This window comes from Streptomyces sp. NBC_01384, from assembly GCF_045040035.1.
Lineage (GTDB): Bacteria > Actinomycetota > Actinomycetes > Streptomycetales > Streptomycetaceae > Streptomyces.
This window is the reverse complement of record NZ_CP109559.1, coordinates 8045228-8059764: the sequence shown is the minus strand read 5'-3', so window position 1 is coordinate 8059764 and position 14537 is coordinate 8045228. Positions and strand designations below refer to the sequence as shown.

The 14537-nt window shown below is 68.5% G+C and carries 23 protein-coding genes; 7 read left to right on the top strand and 16 right to left on the bottom strand.

Annotated features, from left to right (window positions below; all coding sequences use genetic code 11):
- Nucleotides 1-369 precede the first annotated feature (369 nt).
- The 3 genes from OG747_RS36895 to OG747_RS36885 are packed head-to-tail and all read left to right on the top strand — an operon-like array spanning nt 370 to nt 1173.
- Nucleotides 370-633 carry a GntR family transcriptional regulator gene (locus OG747_RS36895; RefSeq protein ID WP_405883703.1) on the top strand — a complete coding sequence of 88 codons (264 nt, stop codon included), beginning with the start codon at nt 370-372 and terminating at the stop codon, nt 631-633.
- A 33-nt stretch (nt 634-666) separates the two neighbouring features.
- Complete coding sequence (locus tag OG747_RS36890; protein ID WP_405883702.1) at nt 667-861, top strand: hypothetical protein; 195 nt, start codon at nt 667-669, stop codon at nt 859-861.
- A gap of 9 nt (nt 862-870) precedes the next feature.
- A complete protein-coding gene (locus tag OG747_RS36885; protein ID WP_405883701.1) occupies nt 871-1173 on the top strand; it encodes a hypothetical protein in 303 nt (100 codons plus the stop codon).
- Between the two features lie 154 nt (nt 1174-1327).
- Here OG747_RS36885 and OG747_RS36880 read toward each other — a convergent pair whose 3' ends face one another.
- Complete coding sequence (locus OG747_RS36880; protein WP_405883700.1) at nt 1328-1543, bottom strand: hypothetical protein; 216 nt, start codon at nt 1541-1543, stop codon at nt 1328-1330.
- Between the two features lie 45 nt (nt 1544-1588).
- Here OG747_RS36880 and OG747_RS36875 point away from each other — a divergent pair, with 45 nt between their 5' ends.
- On the top strand, nt 1589-2035 hold the full coding sequence (locus OG747_RS36875; RefSeq protein WP_405883699.1) for a DUF6233 domain-containing protein: 447 nt from the start codon (nt 1589-1591) through the stop codon (nt 2033-2035).
- 10 nt (nt 2036-2045) lie between these two features.
- Here the strand turns inward: OG747_RS36875 and OG747_RS36870 are convergent, their stop codons facing one another.
- Nucleotides 2046-2909, bottom strand: coding sequence for a Ku protein (locus OG747_RS36870; RefSeq protein WP_405883698.1), 864 nt, complete (start codon nt 2907-2909; stop codon nt 2046-2048).
- Nucleotides 2910-3039: 130 nt separating this feature from the next.
- Between OG747_RS36870 and OG747_RS36865 the strand changes: the two genes are divergently transcribed.
- Both OG747_RS36865 and OG747_RS36860 read left to right on the top strand, forming a co-directional pair.
- Nucleotides 3040-3264 carry a hypothetical protein gene (locus OG747_RS36865; protein WP_405883697.1) on the top strand — a complete coding sequence of 75 codons (225 nt, stop codon included), beginning with the start codon at nt 3040-3042 and terminating at the stop codon, nt 3262-3264.
- A 260-nt stretch (nt 3265-3524) separates the two neighbouring features.
- Nucleotides 3525-3710, top strand: a complete 186-nt coding sequence (locus OG747_RS36860; RefSeq protein ID WP_405883695.1) for a hypothetical protein — start codon at nt 3525-3527, stop codon at nt 3708-3710.
- Between the two features lie 127 nt (nt 3711-3837).
- Here the strand turns inward: OG747_RS36860 and OG747_RS36855 are convergent, their stop codons facing one another.
- Genes OG747_RS36855 through OG747_RS36845 form a run of 3 tightly spaced genes read right to left on the bottom strand, consistent with a single transcriptional unit; the run spans nt 3838 to nt 6244 of the window.
- On the bottom strand, nt 3838-4314 hold the full coding sequence (locus OG747_RS36855; protein ID WP_405883694.1) for an HNH endonuclease: 477 nt from the start codon (nt 4312-4314) through the stop codon (nt 3838-3840).
- Nucleotides 4311-5459 (bottom strand): tyrosine-type recombinase/integrase, encoded by a 1149-nt coding sequence (locus tag OG747_RS36850; protein WP_405883693.1) that lies wholly within the window; start codon nt 5457-5459, stop codon nt 4311-4313. Before OG747_RS36850 ends, OG747_RS36855 begins: the two co-directional genes overlap by 4 nt.
- A complete protein-coding gene (locus OG747_RS36845) occupies nt 5456-6244 on the bottom strand; it encodes a tRNA(His) guanylyltransferase Thg1 family protein (protein ID WP_405883691.1) in 789 nt (262 codons plus the stop codon). The genes OG747_RS36850 and OG747_RS36845 overlap by 4 nt, the downstream gene beginning before the upstream one ends.
- Nucleotides 6245-6432: 188 nt before the next feature.
- Here OG747_RS36845 and OG747_RS36840 point away from each other — a divergent pair, with 188 nt between their 5' ends.
- Entirely contained in the window at nt 6433-6822 is a 390-nt protein-coding gene (locus tag OG747_RS36840) for a hypothetical protein (RefSeq protein ID WP_405883690.1), read from the top strand.
- A gap of 82 nt (nt 6823-6904) precedes the next feature.
- Here OG747_RS36840 and OG747_RS36835 read toward each other — a convergent pair whose 3' ends face one another.
- The 11 genes from OG747_RS36835 to OG747_RS36785 all read right to left on the bottom strand — a co-directional run bounded on the left by OG747_RS36835 (nt 6905) and on the right by OG747_RS36785 (nt 14528).
- Nucleotides 6905-7729 (bottom strand): hypothetical protein, encoded by an 825-nt coding sequence (locus OG747_RS36835; protein WP_405883689.1) that lies wholly within the window; start codon nt 7727-7729, stop codon nt 6905-6907.
- Nucleotides 7726-8034: a hypothetical protein gene (locus tag OG747_RS36830; protein WP_405883688.1), complete on the bottom strand. Its 309-nt coding sequence runs from the start codon at nt 8032-8034 to the stop codon at nt 7726-7728. Before OG747_RS36830 ends, OG747_RS36835 begins: the two co-directional genes overlap by 4 nt.
- 46 nt (nt 8035-8080) lie before the next feature.
- Nucleotides 8081-8335 (bottom strand): holin, encoded by a 255-nt coding sequence (locus OG747_RS36825; RefSeq protein ID WP_405883687.1) that lies wholly within the window; start codon nt 8333-8335, stop codon nt 8081-8083.
- Nucleotides 8335-9780 (bottom strand): glycoside hydrolase family 25 protein, encoded by a 1446-nt coding sequence (locus OG747_RS36820; RefSeq protein ID WP_405883686.1) that lies wholly within the window; start codon nt 9778-9780, stop codon nt 8335-8337. Before OG747_RS36820 ends, OG747_RS36825 begins: the two co-directional genes overlap by 1 nt.
- A gap of 10 nt (nt 9781-9790) precedes the next feature.
- Nucleotides 9791-10018 (bottom strand): hypothetical protein, encoded by a 228-nt coding sequence (locus tag OG747_RS36815; protein WP_405883685.1) that lies wholly within the window; start codon nt 10016-10018, stop codon nt 9791-9793.
- A complete protein-coding gene (locus OG747_RS36810) occupies nt 10015-10560 on the bottom strand; it encodes a phospholipase D-like domain-containing protein (RefSeq protein ID WP_405883684.1) in 546 nt (181 codons plus the stop codon). The genes OG747_RS36815 and OG747_RS36810 overlap by 4 nt, the downstream gene beginning before the upstream one ends.
- Nucleotides 10561-10562: 2 nt before the next feature.
- On the bottom strand, nt 10563-11393 hold the full coding sequence (locus tag OG747_RS36805) for a hypothetical protein (RefSeq protein ID WP_405883683.1): 831 nt from the start codon (nt 11391-11393) through the stop codon (nt 10563-10565).
- 81 nt (nt 11394-11474) lie between these two features.
- Nucleotides 11475-11687, bottom strand: coding sequence for a hypothetical protein (locus OG747_RS36800; protein ID WP_405883682.1), 213 nt, complete (start codon nt 11685-11687; stop codon nt 11475-11477).
- Nucleotides 11684-12424, bottom strand: a complete 741-nt coding sequence (locus OG747_RS36795) for a hypothetical protein (protein ID WP_405883681.1) — start codon at nt 12422-12424, stop codon at nt 11684-11686. The genes OG747_RS36800 and OG747_RS36795 overlap by 4 nt, the downstream gene beginning before the upstream one ends.
- Nucleotides 12424-13509 carry a hypothetical protein gene (locus OG747_RS36790; RefSeq protein ID WP_405883680.1) on the bottom strand — a complete coding sequence of 362 codons (1086 nt, stop codon included), beginning with the start codon at nt 13507-13509 and terminating at the stop codon, nt 12424-12426. The genes OG747_RS36795 and OG747_RS36790 overlap by 1 nt, the downstream gene beginning before the upstream one ends.
- On the bottom strand, nt 13506-14528 hold the full coding sequence (locus OG747_RS36785; RefSeq protein WP_405883679.1) for a hypothetical protein: 1023 nt from the start codon (nt 14526-14528) through the stop codon (nt 13506-13508). Before OG747_RS36785 ends, OG747_RS36790 begins: the two co-directional genes overlap by 4 nt.
- Nucleotides 14529-14537 lie beyond the last annotated feature (9 nt).

The window sequence follows — 14537 nt, the reverse complement described above, 5'->3', positions numbered from 1 at the left end:
CATCCCCCTGCGCTCGGTACGCGTTCCACAGCCGCGCTGAGTCCTTGCACCGTCCGCGGTCGATGTCCCGGCAGTGGGCGCACGTCGTGGTGTGGTCGACGTAGCGGCTCCACGCCTGCTGCAGCGGGGAGAGTTTCCCGGCCCCGGAGACTATGACTGGCGGGCGGGTTACGGGCTCGGGTGGTGGGTCTCTACGCTCGTCCACGTCGACGGCTCCTTCGTCGGCCACGCCCCCGGGCCGTTGCTGGCGGTCGCGGGGGTCTTCGCTGCTCAGAGGCTACCGCTCCATGCCGCTCTATACCGCTACATGGAGCCCTATGGGGCTCTCTGGCCGCGCATGGGGGATCATGCCGCCTCACGATTGACCACATGGGTGATCAAAAGCCTGTAGTGGATCCGAGCCTGCCGGTGTACGTGTACGTGCAGGTCGCCGACGCGATCGAGCGGGACATTCGGTCCGGAAAGCTGCCCGTCGGGGCGCGGCTGGCGGGCGAGCAGGAGCTTGCGGAGCTGTACGGGATCGCCCGGGGGACGGCGCGGCGGGTTGTACAGGAACTGCGGGACCGGGGTCTGGCCGTGACGCTGCCCTCGAAGGGCACCTACGTCAGCAAGCCGCCCGCAGCAGAAGGCTGACCGCTGTCAGACCCCCGCCCTAGACTGATCGTCATGCCCCCCACTTCCCCGCCCCGCAGCCAAGCACGCCCGGCTGCCGTGGTGAACGAGGAGATCCGCGCCCTCGTCCGGCGGGCAGGCGGCTGGCTGTACGGGGAGACGCGGCAGCGGTACGAGGTGCTCGTGGCCGAGTGGACGGTGGCGGTTGCGGCGGAGCGGCTGCGCGGGGACGTCGTGAAGGCGGCTTAGGATCTCCCGGTGGCAAACGAACTACCCGAAGACCTGATCAACGCCCAGCGTGCGGCGAACGCGGAACACGCGCGGCTCCTCGAACTGCAGGATCGATTCGCGCGGCAGGAAGGCGACGACGCCCGGGTCTCTCCCGGGGCGTGGACGGACGAGCAGCGCGCCGAATGGGACGAGCAGCAGCAGAGGTGGGCTGCGCTCCTGCCCGGCCTGCACGTTGCCGTTATCGCGGCGGCGCAGACGCTCGGCGCGTCGCGGTACGAGGTGGAGATGGCAGTCAAGCAGGCCGCAAAGACGGAGGCCGCGGCGGCCTAGACAGCGCAGCGCCCCGCGCCCGGTGCATCACGCCGGGGCGGGGCTTAGCCAGCTACACCCCCGCGCTTGGCTTGTTGGTGTAGTGCGATCAGCGTAACTACGGCCACTGACAACGAGGTGCCCCTCACTCACAGGGGGCAGCGAGAGGCCGCGGTCATTCTGGCAGGCGGTCTGCCTCGTCCGGCCATACGGCGAGCGCCTCCCCCTCTTCCCGGTCGACGAGGACGATGTGCGCGCCGGGCAGGCTGCCGTACTCGCCGACCCAGGACCTGAACCGGCGGTCGGCCACGTGGCGGTCGTCCCACCAGCCGTGCATCAACGGCCGGCCGTGGCGAGTCAGGATCAGGTGGTAGCGGCCAGGGTCGGGCATACCTCCAGGATTGCAGGCGGCTCGGATCCGCATAGACTCGAACACATGTCCGAGCTACCGCCCGATCCTCTCCGCCTCCGTGCGATCCTCGCGCACCTCGACAGGCAGCTCGCCGACACCGAAACCATCGCGACGTACCTCCGCCTCCAACGCGACACCGTCCGCCAGGCACTCACCGCCGTCGAAAGACAGGAACGCGGCAGGCAGCAACTGCCCCGACCCCAGCCGCCAGCACTTGAGGCGCCCGCGCAACCATCCAGACGGCCCCCCAACGCTCCCACCGGGGTCGGGCGCGGCTTCATGCTGGAGATGAAACGCCACCCCAAAGACCCGCGACCCGGCTACCTGCACGTCGACGACTGCACCATGGCCAACCAGAAGACGTCTCCGATCTCCCTAGAGCAGTTCCGGGTCGGCCTCAAGGATTCGGAGAACCTGGAGCCGTGTGCGTTCTGCCGGCCAGAGGACAAGCTCAGCGACGCCCCGAGCTGAGACGGGCTGGTCAGGCGCTGTGCGGCTTCCGGGCCGCCGCCTTCTTCGCGGTCTTCTTCTTCGGCATCTCGTGGACGGCCGCTTCCTCGCCCCGGGAGATGCGCGCTTTGGCGACGGACTCCTCGAGAGCGGCCATGAGGTCAACCACCTGCTCGGTCAGGGCCTGCTCCTCGCCAACCGCCGGCGGCTCGCGTCCCTCCCGCTTCGCCTCGATGAGCTCGGCGACCGCCTCGGTGTACCGGTCGGTGAACTCGGGACCTTCGAGGTCGTCGCGGGTCAGGCTGTCGATCAGGAGCTCCGCCTCGTCGATCTCCTCGTTCGTGAGCTCCACCTGCTCGGGGGTGAGCTCGGACCGGTCGCGGATTTCGTCGTCCCAGCGGAGCGCGTGCAACACGATCGCCTCATCGCGGACCCGGAGCAGGCCCAGCCTTTCCCTGCCGCTCCACGCATACTTCGCGATGGCCACCTTCGACGACCGCTCCAAGGCCTGCCGCAGCAAGGTGTAGGGCTTCGCTGCGACCTGGCCGTCCGCCTGCAGGTAGTAGCCCTCGCCGATCCGGATCGGGTCGATGCGCTCGGCGGGAACGAACGCGACGAGCTCGATCGCCTTCGCCGTCGGTAGCGGAAGCTCCCGTAGTTCCTCGTCCGTCACCGGGATGACCGCGTCCTTGGTGAGCGGATACCCCTTCCCGATCTCCCCCGCCGTGACCTCGCGGTCCTCAAGCTCGCAGTACTTCCGGAGGCGCACCCGGGACATGTCGTCGAGGTGGACGAGGTGGAAGCGGATGCTGTGGTCCTCGGTGGCGCTGACGACGAGAATCGGGACGCTGACCAGGCCAAAGCTGATGGCACCGGCCCAGATGGTTCGGGGCATAGCAGGCCTCCGCGACATGCCCCGAGGAGGCCAGCCTACGAGCGTCTGCGCCGTCCGGCACACGCTGCGCAGGACGCTCTGAGCCCTCAGTCCGGATGCGTATCCGGACGGTCCGAGCGAGCCTGAAGCCATGCCCGGAGAGCTGCACGTGATCGTGTACCCGCCATCCCCGACCGACGACAGCCGGCGCGTGCGCGTCAACGGGGAACTCCTCGGCACCGCACACTCGCTTGGCGAGCTGACTGTCTTCCTTCGGTACGCCGGGCTAGAAGGATGCGACGAGATCGATGTAGCCGACTCGCACCTGATCGAGTGGCACGGCGGCGGGCCCGAAGCGTGGTCGCCACCGACGTGACGGACCCCGCGAACCTCAGGCTAAGGAGTCGCGGCGGCCCGGCGCAGCCGCGTGGCCTCCCGTGGGGAGCCGGGAGGAGCGGCGGGCCCCACCGTTCGCAGCGAACGGCAGGGCCTGAAAGGGGAACCCACCCGGGGAGATGGGGAACCCGTGCGCACCACGATGCACCACAAACCAGCCAGCGGCATAGATCGCGGCCGGAAGTATCCGCCGGAACCCCGAACCGGCCCTCTGTCAGTGGCGGCAGCGATGATGCAGGCATGACGACCACGATGCAGAACTACGGCCTCACCTGGACCGACCTCGACGGCACGCCTCGCGCCTCCGTCGTCAGCTACGACCAGGCCAGCGCCGAGCAGCGGAAGGCGCGACTAGAGGCCGCCGGCTGCACTGCGGTGGAGGTCGTCGAGACCAAGCCCGGGGAACGGCCGCAGCCGAAGGCCTGACGCACGAGCGCCCCGTCCTCAACCATGGAGGACGGGGCGCAAGGCTGGACGCTGGTTCATGAGGCCAGCAGCGGCAGCCGATCGGACAGCCCCAGGAGGCCGCATTGCGGGCAAGTTGTTGGGGAGGTTAGGCGCCGTCCGGCTGGATCGCCCCGTGGTCCTTCGCGCCGGGGATCCGCTCGCTAGGCCAGGTGTTGCACCAGTGGCAGGACCAGCGCAGGTTGTCGATGGTATTCGGACCGCCGTCGATGCGGGCCACGAAGTGGTCGAGGCTGCCGATCCTGCGTCCGATGTGCGCCCACGCCAGCGGCTTACGGGTCTCCTGGTGCATAGGGGCGCCTGCAACCGCGAGGGATCCGCAGTGCGAGGAGCGCCCCCGAGCATCGGTCAGCACCGACACGACGTCGTCGGTCGTGATCCGTTCCTTGGGCCGTCCGCTCATCAGCCGGTCGCGGTTGGCGCGTACCGCCTTCCTGCCGCACCAGTAGCGGATATCCCGCATCGGGACGCCGTCCAGGAAGTCTTCGAACGTCCGCCACAGGGGCGGCGGCGGCACCTCGAACGGGACGACAGCCGTCTCGGCGGCATCCTCGTGAACGGTCACTTCTCCTCCAGGCGGAATCGGTCGGTGATCCCAGCGAAGAGCGCTTCGGCAGCGTCGACGTGGGCGGCGTTCCGCTCCCCCTTCTTGCGCCGGTTCCAGTAGCCGACGGTGGTGGCGGGGTTGTCGTGGTCGGCGAACGCCTGTACTTCGGCGAGGGGTTCGCCGACGTCGAGCATGTGGGTGATGCGACTGGCCCGAAGTACGTGCGGGGTGAGCTTCCGGCAGATCTTGCACTTGGTGAAGGTGTGCTTCTCGGGACCGTCGACTTTGCCGCAGGTGAGGACGCGGGCCTTGCGGCCGAGCCGGGTGAGGAGCCGCGCGACGTCGTGCCTGTCGAGCCGCCGACCGTCGGCGTCGAGGAGCAGGGGCCCTTCGGTCCGCCCTGCGGTGTGGGCGTCCAACAACTCGGCGACGGTGACGGGCAACGGGAGGATGCGCTCCTTGCTTTCCTTGCGGGTGACGTCGAGGAAGCTGCGGCGCCCGCGTTCGATGCGCTTGGTGACGTCGGCGGCGCACATTTCGGTGACGCGCCCAGCGAGGGTGTAGAGGAGCAGGACGACGAGGACGTCGAACTCGTTCTCCGCTGCCGCCGCGACGGCTTGGATCTCCTCGACCTCCAGCACGGGGGTGCTTCGGGAGGTGTTGCCCTTGTCGACCTTGGGCCGGTCGTCTTGGGTGACGGGGTTCTTGGGGAGTTCGATCTTCTCGGCGGCGTAGGTGTGGAGCGAGGAGAGCGCGTTGAGGTAGCGAGAGATCGTCGTCGGCGGGTAGCCCCTGCCCTCCATACGCAACCGCCAGGCGCGGATGTGGTCGGCGGTGAAGCAGCCGAGGGCGAAGCGGTCGTGGCCGAGCTCCTGCGCGTAGCTGCCCCAGACGCGGCGGATGTCGTCGACGTAGTTGCGTTTGGTCTGGAGGCTGCCGCGTCGGGTGGAGGACAGCCAGTCCATGACCATGACGAAGGTCTCGGGGGTGACGGCTTCGGCGAGGAGTTCGGCGCGCGGCCGGTAGATGCGTTCCTGGCCGCGTCGGTCGACCTGCACCATGCCGAGGTCGTCGATGAGCTTGCGGCGGACTTCCTCGAACAGGTCCGAGCCGGGCAGCGCGATCGACTGCCCGGCGGTCTGCTGGGGAAGGTTGGGGGTCACGCGGCCGACACTCCCCGCAGCGACGGAAGGTGGGGAATGGCCCCAGCCAGCCAGCCGCCTGGCTCAGTGTTGAAGTGCGGCGCAGCGGCGGTCTCCCACCAGGACCGGACGGCAGTGGTTCGCACAGTCTCCTGGGTGCGCTTGTCTACGTACTCGACCAGGCGCTCGCCAACCTGTCGAACCGTGGTGCGCCCGCGCTTGCAGGCATCCGGGTAGTTGCTCCAGTTGATCCCTGCCTCCGACCATAGGAGTTCTTGCATGCCGCCGGACGACACCCCATGTAGGCGCTTATGGGAGAAGCGTGACTGCGCGGCCATGGAGATCGAATTGCGGACGGCGTCCCTCTGCCGCCACAGGAAGTAGTTCGCTACCTCCACCGGATCGGCAAGCGTGAAGACGCGGGCGTCGAACAGCGCCCGTTTGCCAGGGCGCCGCTCGTTCAGGACGGCCGTGGCCAGAGACGCCGAGACGGACAGCACCTTGGCAACAACCCCTCCGAACCATGGCTGGGTGCCGAGCGCAGCGAAGTCGGTGACGAGGATGCTGATCTCGTCGGACTGCGTGTAAGCGAACGCAGCCCCGGAGATCTCCGTGCACAAGGCCTCGGCGACTGCATCCATGTCGGCCATGAACGTGTCGTCGAACGGCCGCTCGCAGCCGCGTAGGTAGTTGTGGAAGGCCCGTCCGTCGAGCCGCAGAAGCGTGTACGTGCGGCGCGGGAGCACCGTCCGATGAGCTGCCTCGTATGCCTTCATCCTGTCGCCGAGTGCGGTGCTGTCGCTCACGCCCCCAAGCCTCCTTTGAGTCTCTGATGAGGCCTCAAATTCTAGCGCATAAGGGAACGTTATGCGCTAGCGCGGCCCATTCCCCCTCATGCGGGCCAGTGTCGACACCCCCCGGGACTAGACGTCGGGATGGGCCTCAAATTAACCTTAGATCGGCATTTTTCCTTGATCTTAAAAATGGGGGGCACGTGAGCATTGTGGTTGTACCGGACCCGAGCGACTTCCACGCGGGGTCGTGGGACGAGCTTCGCAAGGCCGTTGAGAACTGCGGCGATGTACTCCGCATTCACATGGGGCAGCTCAAGGGGCTCATCGACGCTGGCCGCCTCGGCATCAACGTCCGCAACGACATCAGCCGACGCCTTGCGGGCGCCGGCCTCGGACACCTCCCCGTCGAGCTCCCGCCGTACCAGGAGAACGAGGTCGTCCTCTACAAGCTCGGTACTCCAGCCGCCGACGTAGTCGAGGCCGTTCGAGGCGACAACTTCGCGCGAGCCGAGAACGCCCTCCGGCGGCTCAACACCAAGGGTGACGCCGAGAAGCTCGCCGCCATCGCCGCCATCGTCAACGACCAGTAGGGCCGTCGCCGCCCGGGACACGACGAAGCGCCCCCACTCCCCCGCCGGTTGGCGGAAGGAGCGGGGGCGTCGCCGTGTGGTCTCAGTCGGCGCGGCGTCCGGTGGGGTCGAGGCGCCGGTATGCGGCCATGGCGAGCAGCCCGCCTACGGAGAGCGCGCCCTTGGCGGGGCTGTTGGATGTCAGTGGCGCCGAGCCGGACGCGGGCGTGCACGTGTAGTGCGTCGAACCGTCGCCGTCCGGCGCGCAGTTGTAGGTGACGCCGAGGGCGCCAGGCGGGTAGGTGAAGGACCAGCCCGACGGCGCCGGCCCGGTCGGGCCGGTGTCACCGGTGTCGCCCTTCGGCCCCTGCGCGCCCGTGTCGCCCTTTGGTCCCTGCGCGCCGGTGTCGCCCTTTGGTCCCTGGGGTCCGGCTGGTCCGGGTGGGCCCGCCGCGCCTGCCGCGCCTGTAGCGCTGGCGCCTGGTGCGCCGGAGGGTCCGGCGGGGCCCGGTGAACCCGCGGTGCCGGGCGAACCGTTTCTGCCGCTCTGGCCGGGTGCGCCTGACGGTCCGGGACTGCCAGCCGTACCCGCTGCGCCCGTCGCTCCAGCCGGCCCCGGAGCGCCGGGTACGCCTTGAACGCCCTTCACGATGCTGCTCGCCGCGGGCGCTTCTGGCGTCACGTGATGCTGCTTGAGCTGCTTGCGGGTGGTGTCGAGGCCGCTAGCCAGCTTCGCTATGACCGTGGCCTGGGCCTGCTGCCCCTGCGCCAGCTGGCGGTTCGAATCGTTCAGATGCCGGTTCGACGACTCCATCGAGTTCAGGGTGAACGCCACGAACCCGGCGGTCAGCAGGAGTACGGCCAGCACGACCCACAGGGCCGCGTTGGCGAGTGTCGATGTGCGCGGCAGCCGTCTGGGCTCCGTCATTTCGCTCCCTTGAGCGTGCCGTATGCCTGGACTGCCAGCGCCAGGAACGCTGCGGCCACGGTGAGGATCCCCAGCCAGCGGCCGAGCGTCATGCCGGGGCGCTCCTCGAGTTTGTCCAGCCGCTCCGACAGGCCCTGTACTTCGCGGTCGCGGTCCCGCTCGCCCTGGTTGTACAGCGCGAGGGGGACCATGTCCTTGGCGACGTCGGTGATGCGGCTGTCTAGGGACGCGTGGACCCGATCGGTTCGCGCCTCATGGTCGACGAGCCGTCTGTAGACCTCGCCCGGCAATACGTCATCGGCCACCGCGCCGTCCTCTATCTCGTGCTTTTCAGCGACCGATACGTCCCGCCTACGCCGCGGGGGCAACACCCGGGCCCGATGGCGGTTCCGGCGCCGCCGTCACCCGCGGCGTGTGCGGGGCGAACCAGCCGGCGAGGAACGTCGCGAGCGGCGGCCCGACGAGGGTGATAAGCGACTGCAGCCAGGCGGGCAGTGAGCCCATGAGCTGGCTGTTGCCGACGATGGCGTTGAGAACCGTCACCAGGACGCCGATGGCGAGGCCCGCGGCGGTGGACGCCTGAACCTTCTTCTCGATGGTGGCCATCACGCGCCTGCCTTTCCGAGGGCTGCCGCCAGCTCGTCGAGTGCTGCTTTCGCCCCGGCCGCGGCGGCGGCCTGGACCTGCTCGGCGGTGATGCCGCCCGCCTTCGTCAGCGCGGTGATGGCGCCGGAGAGGGCGCCGACCTGCGCGGTCAGCTTCTGCGCGGCGTCGTTGCCGTGGGCGGCGGCCAGCGTGGCGTCCCACAGTTGAGTTTTGACGGGGATCGGGTTGTTCCCCGACTGGGTGGCGTCGTCGACGACGTACTCCCAGACGGCCTGCGCGATCTCCTGTGCAGTGGGCATTGGGTCCTCCGGGATGTATGAGGCTTGGGCGGCTCCGCCGCGCGGGTCGTGGGGGTCAGCGGTCGGCGGGCAGTGGCCGTCCGGGAACTTCGGGGCGAAGTAGCCGGTGACGCGGGTAGCCCGGCGCAGCTCTTCATGCGACCAGACGCCGTTGCCCTGACCGCCGTCCTGGGCGCCGGCCTGGATGCTGTTGCCGCCCTTGGTGAACACGCGGGTTGCGTCGAATCCGGTGACGATCTCCGTGTGGCCGCCGTTGTCGAAGTTGATCCACGCGCCGACGGACGGGTACAGCGACCACTGGCCGCGGGTCTGGGCCCACTGTGTGAACGCGGTGACGTTGTCGGTCTTCGGCACGATCCCGTCGAGGCCGACGTCGTGGTACATGTCCCAGTCCCAGATGACGCACCAGGGCACGCCCTGCTCGCCGTACTCCGCGCCGAACGTCGTGACGTTGTTCCAGCCTGCCGGACTGGTCCACGTCTCGTAGACCTGCTCGGGGATCGACATGACGTGGTCGAGGAGCTTCTGCCACTGCGGCACTGCGGGCGGCACCGGTGTGGGAGTCGGCTTAGGCGCGGGAGTTGAGGACCCGGCCCACGTCTTCAGGTCGGCCACCGTGGCGAAGTTGGCGACGTCCAGGTCCGTCGGCTGATCGCTGTACTGGTGGAACGTCCACGCGTGTTGGATGCGGGGCTGGCCGGCGGTGGTGTAGTCGGCGATCCAGAGGAAGTCGCCGGCGTTGGAGTTGGTGTCGACGTTCTTCCAGCTGCTGGTGTCCGAGTAGATGCCGACCTTGTGGCCGGGGGCCTTCGCCTTGACGCGGGCGAGCCACGCGTCCTTGTAGTCGCGGGCCTGCTGGCTGGTGACGGTCTGCCCGTACCACTCCCAGTCGAGGCAGAGCACGTCGCCTGCGGTGAGGTTGATCTGGGAGAGGAAGTGGTCGGCTTCCGCGGTCGCCGAGTTCGCTGGGTGCGGGTAGTGGTAGAAGATCGTCACCAGCCCGGCGGCGCGCGCGGTAGCCCGCTGCCCCGTCCACTTCGGGTTCACGTAGGACAAGCCTTCGGTGATCTTGATGCCGACGAACGACAGGCCCGTGGTCGAGTACGAAGTCGACTGGTACGACGAGACGTCGATTCCCTTGAGCATCACGCCCTCCTCAGCGCCAGATTCCGAAGGCGAAGTGACCGAACAGCCAGATCATGAACAGCAGCAGAAGCACGTGGAGGAACGTCCAGTGCGAGAGCGGAACACCCTCCTTCACGCCGAACCAGCTCCACACGGCGTAGGACAGCGTGTTCTTCGGGTTCTGGATGAGGGCGATCGTCTCCGGTACGACGAAGCCGACCATCAGCCACAACAGCCAGTACCACCGCCATGCGGTCATGCCGCAGCCGCCTTCCTGGCCGCGGCCTGCAGCATGTGGTGGTGGACCGCGTCGACCCGGGCGCGCGCCTCTGCGGCGACCAGCGGGTCCCTGACGACGGTGGTCTGGTTGTCCTGAAGCGTCTCGCCGCTGGTGGACCAGTTCGTCGAGCCGGTTACCACGTCGATGCCGTCGACGATCAGCAGCTTCATGTGCATGATCGCGTTGTGTTCCGAGCGGCCCACGGCGATCGACGCCGCCGGATACTGCTCGCGCGCCAGGATCTTCCGCTCATGGACCCCGGCCGCCTGCGATGAGTCGAGGGTGAGCTGCACGAACACCCGCTCGTCGGCGAGCTTTTCGTGCAGGGCGTCCGCGAACTCCTCGTCGTCGAAACCGTAGAGCGCAACCACCAGGGACGACGTGGCAGACCGGATGAGGCCGAGGAGCGCCCCGTGGACGTCGTCCACCGGGGAGTACAGGGTGCGGAGGATCGCCGGGTAACCAGGCGCGTACCCGCCGGTCTTGTGCCGATCGAGAGCCGACAGGTCGGTGAGGGCCATGGTCACAGGCCCTTCGCGGTGAGCCACGCGTGGGCGGCCTTGGCCATGGCGGCGTCGACCGAGGCAGGCGTCGGAGTGGGCGTCGGGGTCGGGGCCGGCGAGCTCAGGGGGACGAACACGGTCACGTCGCCCTGCTCGGAGAGGAGGCGGCCCCAGTCGTCGAAGGAGAAGCAGAAGGTGCCGTTCAGGCCCCAGTTGGTGCCCCACGAGTTGCGGGCCCAGACGAGCTTGTTGACGGCGTCGATGCCGTAGACGCAGAACTCGTGGCCGCCGCGGACGCTGCCGGAGATGGTGACCTTGCCTTTGGCGTCGGGGTTGTCGAAACCTTCGTACCAGTTGACGCCGGTGATGACGGGCACGAGGCCGAGCGCCTTGAGTGCGGCGTCCAGTGACAGGGCGTGCTGGCAGCCGGAGATCAGCCCGGCCTTCTGTGCGGCCTTCGCCGCCGCGAGCCCGGTCGAACCGGTGTCGTCGGGCGGGTAGGTGCCCCGGAAGTTGTCCAGGCTCGTCGCGGTCGAGTAGAGGGCGAGGGCCTGCTGGTTGTCGGTGTCGACGTCGCCGGTCGGCCGGGCCTTCACCGTGGTGGGGATGGCCGCGTAGAACGGGTCACCGGAGACGCACGCTTCGGTTCCGAAGCCCGTGCAGGCGCTGACGTCGCCCTGGTTCAGCACGGGTGCGTTGATGGTGTGGGTGACGGTCTGGTATGTGCCAGGCAGCAGGTCCGCGGACAGGGCGTAGGCGCGGGAACGCTCGTCGTGCTCGACGTGCCGGCCGAGCCTGCCGCCGGTATCACTGGGGTGTTCTTCGATGTGACGGGTGACGATCGCGGTCAACGGGGGCTCCGGGAGGACGCGGTGGGGCATATGAAAGCCCCCGGGCCGGCGGCCAAGGGGCGAGAGGTAGAACGCGGTCGGTCAGGAAACTTCGGGCTGCGGGTCGAGGAGGGCCGCGGTGAGGATCTCCATGTTCTGGCGGCAGATGCCGCACTGGACGTAGCAGTGCACGCCGTCGTTGGAGTAGAACTCCGGGATGTCGAAGGTCTGCTCGTAGTTGCGGCAGGCCTCGTTGTTGTCTCGCGCGGTGACGGCGTAGTACAGGGCGGGTGCGAAAACGGGGGGCGTGCTCATACGGCGACCACCATCCAGCTGATTCCGGTGCTTGTCGTGTTGGCGCGGGTCAGCCACACCGTCAGGCCTGTTGCGGAGACGTTGTTGACGCCGATGCCGGTGACCTGGGTTCCGGGCGCGGACGTCTGCGCTGTCACGAAAGCGGTGAAGGTGCTGCCCTTCAGGTTCAGGCCGCTGATCCCCAGGGAGGTCGGCGTGTTCGCGACCGGGGTGATGTTGACCGTGCCGTAGGCAATGTTGCTGGCGGTGAAGACCCCGAGCACGTCGAGGTTGCACTGATTGCCGTTCTCGGCCTGGACGTACACGTAGGGGCTGCCGCCCTCGAACGTGGACTCCAGCGTGACCACGGCCCGGTGAGCGGTCGGGGCGACGTTCCCCGAGGTCAGGATGAGGTCGGTGTACTGAAAGGCATCGCTGTCATAGGTGATGGCTGCCGGGACGGCGACCTGTCCGTCTTCGACGGGCCGGAACTGTAGCTGCCCGCTACTCAGGTACCCGCTCATGTTGATCGGGTCTTGCAAGCCGCGCGTCCACAGGCCGCCTCCGCCGTTGCCGGCGTCCGGGCCCAGCTCTGCCAGCAGGGTCGTGCCGTCGTCTGCGTACACACGGAGAGTGCCAACAGAGGCGGCCGTCATGCGGCGTGCGGCCCGCATCTCCTTCACGTCGCGTTCGAGAGTGGCGAGGCGGCGGGCCATGCTGGTGGTGTCGGCGGGGAGTTGGTCGAGTTGGCGGGGCATCAGCCCTCCTGGACGAGGATGGGGCGGACGCGGTCGGCGCCCGGGTCGAGCTCCCACGACCAGCAGCGGGCCACCACGTTGGCGCCTTGCGGGTGACGTGGTGAGCGTTCGACGGCCATGCGGACGGTGTCGCCGAGCGCCCAGTCGCGTGCCAGGCGCGGGGCACGGGAGGCGACGGCTTCGATGGACCACACTTGGGCGCCCTGCTGCATGAGGGCCAAAGACTGGGTGGCGTGTGCGTTGAGCTGGTCCGGGTCCGTCACGCCCGTTGCCGGGGTGTAGCGGTATTCCCAGCGTGGCCAGCCCGCGGTGATGAGTGCGGTCGCCTCGTGGGGGCTGGAGGTGAGCCGGGAAGATCCTTCGCCCTCGCCGCGGGCGAGGACGACTGTGGCACCTTTACCCTGCTCGTAGGACTCGACGAGCTTGTACGAGGAGACGCAGCCGGGAAAATCGAAGGTGGCTTCCGGCGTTGCGCTTTGGGTGCCGACAGCCGGGCGGACGCGCAGAGGAAATTGGAAGCCGCTGTGGGTGGCGTTCCAGGCGACGTCGATCGTCCATTCGGGACCGCCGTCCAGGCTCATGATCTCTTTGAGGCAGGACAGGATGCTTTTGTCGTCGCCGTCCTCCGTCAGGTAGGTCATGGTGACGCCCGTGTTCGGCGCGTCGATGACGATCGGCGGCCCGTTCGTGAGGGCGGGGGTGACGAGCGCGGAGATGACGGCAGCCTGGTCGGTGCCGATGAGAGTCTGGGTGCCGGGGAAGCGGCCGTCCAGGTAGGCCTCGAGGGTGATGGCCCCCAGGGATAGGGTCTGCGGGCTGCCGCCGTCGCGGGTCAGTATTGCGCCCGCCCAGAGTGGCGTGTCGGTGGCCGTGTCGACGGCCACGAGCACGGACTGGCCCGGTGTGGTCGCTTCGGTCCAGCCGCTCGGGGCGCCGGGCAGGTTGAGCTCGAACTGCAGCGTGGTCGAGTCGCCCAACTTCCGCGTAAGCGCCCCGGTCGGTTTGAGGGATCGCAGGTCTTCGACGATGCCGCCGGAGACCAGGTCGCAGCCATACCAGGCGAGTTGGTAGGCGATCTCCGTCATGAGACCGACTCGTAGGAGCCGGTGATGCGGACCTGGGCGCCGCTCGCCATGGTCTCCGGCACGGTCGCGGAGTGGAAGGCCAGCCGACAGTCGGTCTGTGAGGCGGGGAAAAAGGTCGACGTCCCGGTAGCGGATGGCGAGATCACGATCTGGCCGGCCCAACGGTTCGTGCCGAGCAGTTGGGCGACTCCGATCATGCTGGCGCCGAGGTTGGCGGCTGTGAAGGGGGGCAGCGTGAAGCCGTAGCCGCCGCTGCCGTAGGTCGTCGTGCTGCCGCAGGTGAGGTTGATGTGGAAGTGCACGTCCCGGCCGACCTTCTGGTAGCGGCCGATCAGCGTGCCGTTGCCGAGGCTGGGGTTCGTGGTCGGCGCGGTCCAGACCGGCGTGTACGGGATCCAGGCGCCCGGGATTTTGAAGTAGGTGTCCCAGGCGGAGCCGTTCCAGCGGAGCAGGTCGCTGCCGTTGTCGTAATACTGGCCGGTGTAGGGGGTCGATGGGGCCGTGGACGCGGGCAGGATGCCGCCCGGAGCCACCGTGTACGGGAGTACCGCGGTCGACACCGACGGCGATCCGCCTCCCGTCGGCGGCACGGTGATCGTGGCCAGCGGCAGATAGATCTCCGTGCCGCCCGGCGTCGGCGCAACCGGCGTGGACGAGGGAGTGCCTGCCAAGTAGACGACATCCGTCTTGCGCAGACCCGTACTGTCGAAGTCGGTGTCCCAGATCCGCAGGTACACCAGGTCGATGCGCGTGAGGGTGGCGTGCGCCGCGGTCAGTGTCCCAGACCAGGCGGACGTGAGGACGCCGACGTACACGCCGTGGGAGGCGATCACCGCCGTGCCGGCCGAGACGCTGATCGTCGAGCCAGCCAGTGTGGTGTTCAGTCCCGGATCGCCCGGCCGGATGCCGGAGCGCGAACCGAAAACGGTGCCGCTGGCCATGACGATCGACCTGAGGGCGTCGCGGAAGTTCTGCCCGGTGTAGCTGATGGTGTCTTGGAACATCGGGGTGTCGGCCACGGGGCCCCC

Coding starts and splice junctions, on each gene's coding strand:
- OG747_RS36835 (WP_405883689.1), bottom strand. CDS start 7,729: ATGACGGAGCCCAGACGGCTGCCGCGCACATCGACACTCGCCAACGCG.
- OG747_RS36880 (WP_405883700.1), bottom strand. CDS start 1,543: ATGCCCGACCCTGGCCGCTACCACCTGATCCTGACTCGCCACGGCCGG.
- OG747_RS36800 (WP_405883682.1), bottom strand. CDS start 11,687: ATGAGCACGCCCCCCGTTTTCGCACCCGCCCTGTACTACGCCGTCACC.
- OG747_RS36895 (WP_405883703.1), top strand. CDS start 370: ATGGGTGATCAAAAGCCTGTAGTGGATCCGAGCCTGCCGGTGTACGTG.
- OG747_RS36795 (WP_405883681.1), bottom strand. CDS start 12,424: ATGCCCCGCCAACTCGACCAACTCCCCGCCGACACCACCAGCATGGCC.
- OG747_RS36815 (WP_405883685.1), bottom strand. CDS start 10,018: ATGACCGCATGGCGGTGGTACTGGCTGTTGTGGCTGATGGTCGGCTTC.
- OG747_RS36870 (WP_405883698.1), bottom strand. CDS start 2,909: ATGCCCCGAACCATCTGGGCCGGTGCCATCAGCTTTGGCCTGGTCAGC.
- OG747_RS36860 (WP_405883695.1), top strand. CDS start 3,525: ATGACGACCACGATGCAGAACTACGGCCTCACCTGGACCGACCTCGAC.
- OG747_RS36875 (WP_405883699.1), top strand. CDS start 1,589: ATGTCCGAGCTACCGCCCGATCCTCTCCGCCTCCGTGCGATCCTCGCG.
- OG747_RS36890 (WP_405883702.1), top strand. CDS start 667: ATGCCCCCCACTTCCCCGCCCCGCAGCCAAGCACGCCCGGCTGCCGTG.
- OG747_RS36865 (WP_405883697.1), top strand. CDS start 3,040: ATGCCCGGAGAGCTGCACGTGATCGTGTACCCGCCATCCCCGACCGAC.
- OG747_RS36810 (WP_405883684.1), bottom strand. CDS start 10,560: ATGGCCCTCACCGACCTGTCGGCTCTCGATCGGCACAAGACCGGCGGG.
- OG747_RS36825 (WP_405883687.1), bottom strand. CDS start 8,335: ATGGCCACCATCGAGAAGAAGGTTCAGGCGTCCACCGCCGCGGGCCTC.
- OG747_RS36790 (WP_405883680.1), bottom strand. CDS start 13,509: ATGACGGAGATCGCCTACCAACTCGCCTGGTATGGCTGCGACCTGGTC.
- OG747_RS36820 (WP_405883686.1), bottom strand. CDS start 9,780: ATGCTCAAGGGAATCGACGTCTCGTCGTACCAGTCGACTTCGTACTCG.